Consider the following 9,922-nt stretch of genomic DNA (forward strand, 5'->3'; position numbering starts at 1 on the left):
TGTCGTCGCCCGGCTTGACCGGGCGACCCCGTACGCCGAGACGGCGCGGCTGGAACCGAGACGCCGCGGCGTTCAGGATGCCCCGCCTGCGCGGGGCATGACACCGAGAATGGGGATGTAGCCTCGCAAAACAAATCCGCCGGAGGTTTCCCTCCGGCGGATCCATCTCGTTCAACAATCGCAGCCGGCCTTACGCCTTCATGCTCGCCTTCACGGCCTCCGCCGTGATCGGCAGCGCGCGTACGCGGGCGCCGCTCGCGTTGAAGATGGCGTTGCCGATGGCGGGCGCGACCACCGTTACCGCGGGCTCGCCGACGCCGGTGGCCTTCTCGCCATTGGCGATCACGGCGACCGCGACCTCGGGCATCTGGCTCATGCGCAAGGGCGTATAGGTATCGAAATTGGTCTGCTCGATGCCACCGTCCTTCAGCGTCGCCTTCTCGTACATCGCCAGCGACAGGCCCCACAGCGCCGCGCCCTCGACCTGGGCACGGATGTTGTCGGGATGCACCTGCGTGCCGACGTCAGTTGCGACCGTGAGCTTCTTCACGGTCACCGCACCTGACGGCGCCACCGCGACATGGGCGACGCATGCCGTCCAGCTCGCGGTCGCGCGCTCCTGCGACGACACGCAGGCAACGCCCATGCCCTCGCCTTTCGGCAATGGCCTGGTGCCGTAGCCCGACAGTCCCATCGCGGCGAGCAGGGTGTTGCGCAAGCGCTGCGCGCCGCCGTCGTTCTTGCCGGCGCCGTCGAGCAGCGAGATGCGGAACTGCGCGGGATCCTTGCCCGTGGCCGCCGCGATCTCGTCGATCATGCTTTCGACCGCCCAGAAGGTCCAGCCCGGCGCCACCGAGCGGAGCTGGCCGGATGGCGTCGCATTGTGCGCGAGCTCGTTCTTGATCGCGCGCACATAATGGTTGGGCACGGTGTAGAAGAAGTCCGCGCCGTTGACCGTGAAGCTGTCGAGCGGGCCCTTCTTGTCGACCGAGGGCGTCAGGAAATCAGGGATTCCCCAGCGCGCGGTCGGCCAGGCCGAGACCACGTCGTGGCTGAGCGCGACGAGCTTGCCGTCGCCGTCCACGCCGGCTTTCACTTTCTGGTAGGTGAGCGGACGCGAGAAATCCATCGTCATGTCGTTCTCGCGCGAGTAGATCACCTTGACCGGCTTGCCGACCGCTTTCGCCGCCTGCACCGCCGGAATCATCATGTCGGCGTCGAGCCTGCGGCCAAAGCCGCCGCCCAGCCAATGCTGATGCATCACGACGAATTTCGGATCGATCCCGGCGGCACCCGCGGCGATGGCGCCGGAGCGCGTCGCGAACTGGTTGCCGGAATAGATGTGCAGGATGTCGCCCTTGAACTCCGCGGTGGCGTTCATCGGCTCCAGCGGCGCATGGATGTTGATGCTGGTGGTGTACTCGGCCTCGACCACTTTCGCCGCCGAGCCGAAGGCCGCATTGGGATCGCCGTCCTTGACGAAGAACTGGCCGGAATCCTCCAGGCCCTGAAGCCGCTTGGCCTCATCGAGCAACGACTGGCTCGACAGTTTTGCGTTCGGACCGCCGTCATAGGCGATCTTCAGCGCGTCCGCAGCCTTGCGGGCGTTGGCATAGGTGTTGGCCACGGCGACGACCCAGCCGGATGTGGTTCCGGTCTTGTCGTCGAGGATGACGGCCTTCATGAAGCCGGGCACCTTCTTGGCTTCACTGTCGTCGACCGATTTCACCGTGGCGCCGAAGCGCACCGGCGGGGTCACCACCTTGCCGTAGGCCATGCCCGGCAGCATCACGTCGATGCCGTATTTGGCCGTGCCGTTGGTCTTGGAGGGGATGTCGAGCTGCGGCACCGAGACGCCGATCATGGTGTATTGATCCGGCGTCTTCAGCTTGATCGCCTTCAGCTCGTCCGGCGTGAAGGCCTTCGTCGCCTTGCCGCTCTTGACGATCTCGGCGAAGGTCATCTGCTTCTTCGACTTCGGATGCGAGACCACGGAGTCGCGGACCACGAGCTGGTCCTTGAAGTAGGGCGGCAGGCCCATGGCCGCGGCAGCGGCCTCCGTGAGTGCGATCCTGCCGGCGGCGCCGGCCCGGCTCATCGCCTCGAAATTCATCATGGTCGACCAGCTGCCGCCGGTGATCTGTGCGCCCAAGACCGGATCGTTGAACTTGGGATCGTTGGAGGCGAGCTGCACGCGCATGTCGCTCCACTTCGCACCAAGCTCCTCGCAGACGATCTGCGCCATCGTCGAGGCGATGTGCTGGCCCATGTCGGCCTTGCCGCAGGTCACGGTGACGAGACCATCCGGCGAGATCGCATACCAGACGCTCGGCTCGAAACTGGCGGGTGCCGCGGCGGCCGCAGCATCGATGCCGGGCACGCCGGCATAACCGAGCACGAGGCCGGTCGCGGCGGTGCCGACCAGGAAGGAGCGGCGGCTGAGATCGGTCGTCTCGGGCATCACATTCTTCACATGCTCGTTCATGTGGGCCTCCGCTCGTTGGAGGTGGCGGACGCGGTGCGCATCTCGGAGGCGGCGCGCATGATCGCCTTCTGGATCCGCGAATAGGTCATGCAGCGGCAGAGATTGCCGTCCATGTGAGCGACCACTTCTTCCTTGGTCGGATTGGGATTCTTCGACAGCAGCGAGGCCGCCTGCATGATCTGCCCGGACTGGCAGTAGCCGCATTGCGGCACCTGCTCGGCGATCCATGCCTTCTGCAAGGGATGATCGCCCTTGGCGGAGAGGCCTTCGATGGTGGTGATCTTCTTGCCGGCGACGTCACCGACCATGGTCTGGCATGAGCGCACGGCTTCGCCGTTGACGTGCACGGTGCAGGCCCCGCACAGCCCGGCGCCGCAGCCGAACTTGGTGCCGGTCATCTGCAATTGCTCGCGGATCGCCCAGAGGAGCGGCGTGTCGTTCGCCGCATCCACGGACAGTCTCCGCCCGTTGATGGTGAGAGTTGGCATAGGCGTCTTCCCCTGCCGGTGCATGAAGCCGCTTACGGCGGCAACTTGAATGGCGGACGCCCACCGGGCTGGCGCCAGCCTTGGCCGCGAGAATGATCGCGTTCGGTTGCCGTGGCAATTGCAATTTGGAACGAATAGAAAAAACCGGCTCCGCACCCGCTCGTTGTGCGCCGCGCCAATGACGCCGACGCAGCTAGTGGACACAACAGCGGCCTGCGTCAGGCATGCATGCCACAGCGACTCCGGCGGTTTCCTCCGAGTAACCCGGCAGGCTAGGATGCGTGCGGACAAGAGCAACAAACAACAAGGGTGGACGAAATGCCTGGGATCAATCGGGATGGCGTCAAGATCTACTACGAGGTCCACGGCGACGGGCCGCCGCTACTGCTCACCCATGGCTATTCTTCGACGTCGGCGATGTGGCATGGCCAGATCGATGCGCTCGCCAGGGAGCACAAGCTGATCCTGTGGGACATGCGCGGCCACGGCCAGTCCGACTATCCCGATGACCCCAAGGCGTATAGCGAAGCGCTCACGGTCGGCGACATGGCAGCGATCCTCGATGCCGTCGGCGCGGAGCGCGCCATCATCGGCGGATTGTCGCTTGGCGGCTACATGTCGCTCGCGTTCTATCGCGCCTATCCGCAAGCCACCCGCGCGCTGCTGATCATCGACACCGGCCCCGGCTTCAAGAAGGACGACGCACGCGAGGCCTGGAATGCGCGGGCGCTCGCCACCGCCGACAGGCTCGACCGCGAAGGCCTCGACGTGCTGAAATCGGCAACACGTGAGCGCGCCGCCGCCAGTCATCGCAACGCCAGGGGCCTGGCACTCGCCGCACGCGGCATGCTGACCCAGCGCGACGCCCGCGTGATCGAGCTGCTGCCCGACATCAAGGTGCCCTCGCTGATCGTGGTCGGCGCCGACGACACGCCGTTCCTCGCCGCGTCCGACTACATGGCCGCAAAAATCCCCGGCGCACAAAAGGTCGTGATCCCCGCCGCCGGCCACGCAGTCAACATCGATCAGCCCCAGGCTTTTGTTGACGCCGTCGAGCCTTTCCTGAAGAACTTGCCGGGATAGGCCGGGCAATTGGGACGTCGACCATGATGCGAGCGATCTTCGCGGCGGGCGCAATAGCGGCACTGCTGCCGTCGGCGGCACGGGCCGAGCCGTTCGGCGCGGTGCCGTCGCGCGCGCCGTTCGTTGCGACCTTGTCGAACAACATTCCACTCGCGTTCGGCATGGATGCGGAACAGACCGCCCGCGCGCTGGGGCAGCCGCTGCAATATGTGCGCGGGCGCCCAGGCAACGAGATCTATCTCGCCCTGCGCAACATCGGCGGCAGCGGCCTGATCCCCTCCCGTCACCGCCTGTTCCTGCAATTCCGCCACGGCCGGCTGGCGGGATGGAAGGAGGATTACGGCGAGAACTGGATGTGGGAATAAATATATCCTCGCATGGTGAGAAGCGGCGGAGCCGCGTCTCGAACCAAAGGCCACGCTGCTGCATCCCGGCCTTTCATCCTTCGAGACGCGCTGACGCGCTCCTCAGGATGCGGAGTGAGATTTAAATTCGTGGCAAGAAAGAAGGACAACCCGCGTGGGACAAGACATCAAGCTGACGGCCTCCGACAATTTCCAGCTCGGCGCTTATCGCGCTGATCCCTCGGGCGCGCCGAAGGGCGCGGTGGTGGTGATCCAGGAGATCTTTGGGGTCAATCACCATATCCGCTCGGTCTGCGACCGCCTCGCCGGGGAAGGCTACGTCGCGATCGCGCCGTCGATCTTCGACCGCACCGCGCCGAACTTCCAGTCGGGCTATTCGCCCGATGAGATCGCCGAGGCGCGCAAGTTCGTCGCCAATCCGGACTGGGCCGCGATGCTGCGCGACACCCAGGCGGCGATCGATGCAGTGAAGGGCGTCGGGCCGGTCGGCATCATCGGCTTCTGCCTGGGCGGCAGCATCGCCTTCGTCGCGGCGACGCGATTGACCGGCCCGAAGGCTGCGATCGGCTATTACGGAGGTGCGGTCGTGCGCTTTGCGGATGAAAAGCCGAAGGTGCCGACGCAATTGCATTTCGGCGAGAAGGATGCCGGCATCCCCTTGACCGACGTCGAGACCATCAAGTCGAAGCGGCCGGACATGGAGGTCTTCGTCTATCCGGGCGCGCAGCACGGCTTCCATTGCGACGAGCGCGCGAGCTACGACAAGGCCAGCGCCGACATCGCCTGGCCCCGCAGCATGGCATTTTTCGCGACGCATTTGAAATAGGTCTCTCCACCGTCATTCCGGGCTCGCGCTACGCGCCCCGGAATGACGGGAAGCGAGAGCAGAAATCGGGTGGCTGCATCGCGGCATCCGGCGATAGAGCTGGCGGATCAACGCCAACTCTCCCCGGGAACTCGCCATGCAGCAGGCCATCACGCACCTCGTCCTCCGCAATCCCTTCGGAACCATGGACGTCCCCTCGCCCGATGATTCCGAGGTGATGGATTATGCTGCGACGGCCACGCTGCCCGGCGATGCGGCGGACGGCAATGCGGCGGCGTGGGCAGCGATCGCAGCGCCACCCGATCCGCTCGAAGGCATCTGGGCCAGCCGCTGGAACGGTGGCGCCGATCCGACCATTGCCGGCGATAGGCCGGACAGGTGGAAACAGGGGCGCGCGGAGATCCGCATCGCCGCCGGCCGGATCTATCTGCGCTTCGACTGGGACAATGGCCGCCGGCACGGGCTGATCGAGGCCGCGCGCGAGGGCGCGGACCGGCTGGTCGGGAAATATATCAACCTGACCACGCCGGCGATCACGCGGCCATGGGTCGGCGTCGTGGTCGACACGAACAGGATCGACGGATGTTTTCCGGAGGGGCGGCTGGATTTTCGGAGGTAGAAATCTGGCGACATCCCCGCCGTCATTCCGGGATGCGCCGACAGGCGCAGGCCCGGAATGACGAGAGGAGAGAGTCTTAGAACCAGCGCTCGCCGACGAACACGGTGTCGCCGGGGTTCAGGGGCGTGCCGAGCGGCACCACGGCGCGCATGGAGCCGCCATTCTCGGTGTGCGTGACGGTGACCACGTCGCGCTTGGCGCGCGGCGAGAAACCGCCGGCGATAGCGACCGCGCTTTCGACCGTCATGTTCGGCACGTAAGGATATTGGCCGGGCGCGGTGACTTCGCCGAGAATGAAGAACGGGCGATAGGCCTCGATCTCCACCGCGACCGAGGGCTCGCGGATGTAGCCGTTGCGCAGGCGCGCGGCGATCTCGCCGGCAAGGCCTGCGGTGGTGCGGCCGCGGGCCGGCACCGCGCCGATCAGCGGCATGGTGATGGAGCCGCCGGCATCGATGGCGTAGCTGTTGGTGAGGCCTTCCTGGCCGTAGACCACGACGCGAAGCTTGTCGCCGGCGTCGAGATGGTAGGAGGCGTCATAGCGCACCGGCGCCGCCATCGGCACGGCGTAGCCGACCGGCATGGGGGCGGGCGAAGCGGCAAAGGAATTGCTGAGCGCCGCGATGGCGCCGCCGCCGTTATTGGCAACGACGACCGGCGGCGGAGCGCCATAGGGCTGGCCATAGGCCATCGAGTCGAGATCGGCGCGCGGCTGCATCACAGCGACAGGGCCGGCGGTCTGCATGCAGCCGCCAAGGTTCAGCGCGGCGGACGCTGCCAAGGCCACTGCCGTGATCGACGATCGAAACGCGCGTGCAACTGGCACCGGACCCATCCCTCGAAACGAGACAGCTCAAGTGATGCACCGGTTATGGTTAATAAAGCGTTTGCGGGTGATGATGACGGGGCGACGCGATAGCAGCCGCACACGCCGTCATGCCCGGGCTAATCAACTAGCCCGGCCATGACGGAAGTTCTGGTGAGACTACGCGCTCACACCCACGCCGATCGGGCAGGACACGCCGGTGCCCCCAAGGCCGCAATAGCCGGCGGGGTTCTTCGCCAGATATTGCTGATGGTAGTCCTCGGCGAAATAGAACTCGCCCGACGGCGCGATCTCGGTGGTGATGGCACCGAGGCGCTTTGCAGCGAGCGCCTTCTGATAGAGCGCCTTCGAGGCGTCGGCCGCCGCCTTCTGCGCATCGGACGTGGTGTAGATCGCGCTTCGGTACTGCGTGCCGACGTCGTTGCCCTGACGCATGCCCTGCGTCGGGTTGTGACTCTCCCAGAACGTCTTCAGGAGCGTCTCGTAGGAAATCCTGTTCGGATCGAACACGACCAGCACCACTTCGGTGTGGCCGGTGCGGCCCGAGCAGGTCTCTTCATAGGTCGGATTCGGCGTGTGGCCGCCGGCATAGCCGACAGCGGTGGTGTAGATGCCGTCGCCGAGCTGCCAGAATTTGCGCTCGGCGCCCCAGAAGCAGCCGAGGCCGAACACGGCCGTTTCGAAGCCGGCGGGATAAGGCGGCTTGAGCCTGCTGCCGTTGACGAAATGGGTGGTCGCGGTCGGAATGGCCTGGGCACGGCCGGGCAGCGCCTCGGCTGCGCTCGGCAATGCGGTGGTCTTGCGCATGAACAGCATGATGGGTCTCCGCAGAACGAGCCGTCCGCCGCCTGAGCAGATGCTCGAGGCGGGGCGTGCTCGCGATCAGGTGGGAATATAGGGATCTACGTGAGCGGAAGCAGCGGTGTTACGCCGCGCGCAGCGCAGCGCTCGACCCCCGGGGGAATTGAAGATCAATCCCGGGAATAGCCGATCAGCGGCTTGCGCGGCCGGAACAGGATCATCAGCAGGATGCCGAGAATGCCGAGGACGGCAAAGACCGGCTGATCCAGCAGCAGGCGGATCACCGAGGTCCAGAGCCAGGGCGCCTTGGCCTCGACCCAGGTGCGGAAGGCCGATTGGCTGGCCTGATTGATGTCGTTCCAGAACTGGCCGAACCGGGTGAATTTGAGGGTCTGGTCGGCCACCCAGCGGGCGCCGTCATAGACCATGAAGATGAACCCGCCGGCGAGCAGCAACAGCCCAATCAGTCGGAAAAAACCGCGGATCATGCCTCACCTTATATGGTCGTCCGATCGGAGGACCCAAACAAAACGCCGCCAGCCCATAGCCGGGCGACGGCAGAAATTCAACCTCTTCAGGGCGTTACGGCGCCCCCTGGAGCCCCCCAAGGCCGCTTTTCCAGCCCGGAAAGCGTTGACGGTGCCGCAGACCCTCTCTATAAGGGCGCCAACTGGCGGCGGGCGCAATCCTGCCGCCGCTGTTCTTTGAGCAGTTGCAGGCCACGCGAGCTTAGAGCCCGTGGAGGCCTCATGTTCCCGGGACGGCCCAGCAACCGAACACCCTAAATCCGAGCGTCGATTACGCGGTCAAGCAAGCCGGCGCTACCCGACCAAGACGCGACCGGTACCCGCAAAGGATATTGAGACCATGGCCAATACCACTTCCGCCAAGAAAGCGACGCGCAAGATCGCCCGCCGCACCGCCGTCAACAAGTCGCGCCGCACCCAGATGCGCGGTGCCGTGCGGACCGTCGAGGAAGCCATCGCGACCGGCGACCGCGCCGCCGCCGTCAAGGCGCTGGCGAATGCCGAGCCCGCCTTGATGCGCGCCGCCCAGCGCAACATCATTCACAAGAACAACGCCAGCCGCAAAGTCTCGCGCCTCACCGCGCAGATCGCCAAGCTCGCCAAGTAAGCTCGCCGAGCAAGCTTGCGGAAGTAGGCTTGCCGCGTCACGGCCGCTCGATCGGTCGACCGATCGAACATCGCACACGTCAAACAGCCCGGCATCGCGCCGGGCTTTTTTGTTGGCTGTCATATTCACGGAAAGCAGACACGCAGGATCGATCGTCGATCCGAAGGTTCGCACCGCCTGCGCTATTCTTCATTCCGTAGTTCTACTTGCCGATGTCTTGCAGCGGCGGTCTTGCAACAGCGGAAACTTCACCGCGTTGCAAAAACCCTTGTGCTGCGGCCTCGAATTGAATCCCATAGAGACGAAAGTTCTACACACCGTAGATTCACCGGAACACATCCCGCACTGGAGTTACCCTGTGAAACGAGACTCAAAAAACGATGTCTCGCTAATCACTTATCGACATAGCGAGCGCAAGCATTTGGAAAACTCGCCTCGCGCGTCGCGTGCATGACAAATTTTTAAAAAAAAGTTGGCGGTGGCGAAGAATTGTCACATGAGGCGCGGCATTTTCGATTCTGTGCACGAATCCAAAAACTTGGTCCGAAGCCTGTGCACAACTCGCGTGCGACGTTAACCGACGTCAAGTTTTTTTGGTGGCTCAAGTGTGAATCAATTCGTTGCGAGTCTTTCCGCTTAGTGTATTCCTTAGGTCGTCAGCGGCGCCCACGATCTTCAGACCAGCGCGGTTTAGGAAACGGGGCGAGCGTGCAAATCGGCGGCGGTGTGCACGTAGGCGACGCTTCAAAAAGCGATGTCGGTTCACAACCCATAGCAATGTGGGAATGGTAGCTGTTTGTCTGAATGTCTCCAAGCGGGTTCTTCCCGCCTCGTGCGGAAAGCGCACATGAGAGACGTCGCAACGCTACCCCGACACGCAAGTTGGGCGAAGTCGAGCGGACGACTAGTACACGGGCAGGCATCCGCGACATCGTAAGCCGCGGCTGTCTTTTGGACACGCAGGACCTTGTCGTGAGCAATCACGGCAGGACGGGGAGGTATCATGTCTTACGGACTCAACGCGGTATTGAATCACGTCTCCTACTCGAACGATGCCGGTTTAGATCAGTCCGACCTCCAGCCTCCCGCGTGTGACGGAGCGCCGAGTACGCGCTGACCTCGCGAACCCTCCATCTCTGACATCGCTGACCGGACGCGGCGTTTCTCGCCGAGCGGCGGAGCCATGCCTGACGATGGACTCGCTCTGAGGTCGCACCATGACAGAAACCCTGGCGGCAGGAACTCTGCATGGCGCTCACCACGCAACCTTATCTCTCAAGAAAAGTTTTCTGACG

Annotated in this window: 10 protein-coding genes; 5 read left to right on the plus strand and 5 right to left on the minus strand. The window is 64.4% G+C overall.

The window, feature by feature from the left end; translation table 11 throughout:
• Nucleotides 1-190: 190 nt before the first annotated feature.
• Together ML401_RS34880 and ML401_RS34885 are read right to left on the minus strand one after the other, a co-directional pair.
• Nucleotides 191-2,485 carry a molybdopterin cofactor-binding domain-containing protein gene (locus tag ML401_RS34880; RefSeq protein WP_285808840.1) on the minus strand — a complete coding sequence of 765 codons (2,295 nt, stop codon included), beginning with the start codon at nucleotides 2,483-2,485 and terminating at the stop codon, nucleotides 191-193.
• Nucleotides 2,482-2,973 (minus strand): (2Fe-2S)-binding protein, encoded by a 492-nt coding sequence (locus tag ML401_RS34885; RefSeq protein WP_285808841.1) that lies wholly within the window; start codon nucleotides 2,971-2,973, stop codon nucleotides 2,482-2,484. The genes ML401_RS34880 and ML401_RS34885 overlap by 4 nt, the downstream gene beginning before the upstream one ends.
• A gap of 318 nt (nucleotides 2,974-3,291) precedes the next feature.
• On the opposite strand from ML401_RS34885, the gene ML401_RS34890 reads away from it, so the two are divergent.
• The 4 genes from ML401_RS34890 to ML401_RS34905 all read left to right on the plus strand — a co-directional run bounded on the left by ML401_RS34890 (nucleotide 3,292) and on the right by ML401_RS34905 (nucleotide 5,866).
• A complete protein-coding gene (locus tag ML401_RS34890; protein ID WP_285808842.1) occupies nucleotides 3,292-4,056 on the plus strand; it encodes an alpha/beta fold hydrolase in 765 nt (254 codons plus the stop codon).
• Between the two features lie 23 nt (nucleotides 4,057-4,079).
• Nucleotides 4,080-4,421, plus strand: coding sequence for a hypothetical protein (locus ML401_RS34895; RefSeq protein ID WP_212064922.1), 342 nt, complete (start codon nucleotides 4,080-4,082; stop codon nucleotides 4,419-4,421).
• A 154-nt stretch (nucleotides 4,422-4,575) separates the two neighbouring features.
• A complete protein-coding gene (locus ML401_RS34900; protein ID WP_285808844.1) occupies nucleotides 4,576-5,247 on the plus strand; it encodes a dienelactone hydrolase family protein in 672 nt (223 codons plus the stop codon).
• A gap of 136 nt (nucleotides 5,248-5,383) precedes the next feature.
• The gene (locus ML401_RS34905; RefSeq protein WP_285808845.1) at nucleotides 5,384-5,866 is read left to right on the plus strand and encodes a hypothetical protein; all 483 of its coding nucleotides are present in this window, start codon (nucleotides 5,384-5,386) and stop codon (nucleotides 5,864-5,866) included.
• Nucleotides 5,867-5,942: 76 nt separating this feature from the next.
• On the opposite strand, the gene ML401_RS34910 is transcribed toward ML401_RS34905, so the two are convergent.
• The 3 genes from ML401_RS34910 to ML401_RS34920 form a co-directional block, all read right to left on the minus strand.
• Nucleotides 5,943-6,692, minus strand: coding sequence for a polysaccharide biosynthesis/export family protein (locus ML401_RS34910; RefSeq protein ID WP_285808846.1), 750 nt, complete (start codon nucleotides 6,690-6,692; stop codon nucleotides 5,943-5,945).
• Nucleotides 6,693-6,851: 159 nt separating this feature from the next.
• Nucleotides 6,852-7,508, minus strand: coding sequence for a peptide-methionine (S)-S-oxide reductase MsrA (msrA, locus tag ML401_RS34915; protein ID WP_194405098.1), 657 nt, complete (start codon nucleotides 7,506-7,508; stop codon nucleotides 6,852-6,854).
• A 155-nt stretch (nucleotides 7,509-7,663) separates the two neighbouring features.
• Nucleotides 7,664-7,981 carry a hypothetical protein gene (locus ML401_RS34920; protein WP_028139549.1) on the minus strand — a complete coding sequence of 106 codons (318 nt, stop codon included), beginning with the start codon at nucleotides 7,979-7,981 and terminating at the stop codon, nucleotides 7,664-7,666.
• Between the two features lie 379 nt (nucleotides 7,982-8,360).
• Between ML401_RS34920 and rpsT the strand changes: the two genes are divergently transcribed.
• The gene (gene rpsT, locus ML401_RS34925; RefSeq protein WP_027563963.1) at nucleotides 8,361-8,627 is read left to right on the plus strand and encodes a 30S ribosomal protein S20; all 267 of its coding nucleotides are present in this window, start codon (nucleotides 8,361-8,363) and stop codon (nucleotides 8,625-8,627) included.
• The last annotated feature ends 1,295 nt before the right edge of the window (nucleotides 8,628-9,922 follow it).

This window comes from Bradyrhizobium sp. 62B (assembly GCF_030272265.2).
In the GTDB taxonomy this organism is placed as follows: domain Bacteria; phylum Pseudomonadota; class Alphaproteobacteria; order Rhizobiales; family Xanthobacteraceae; genus Bradyrhizobium.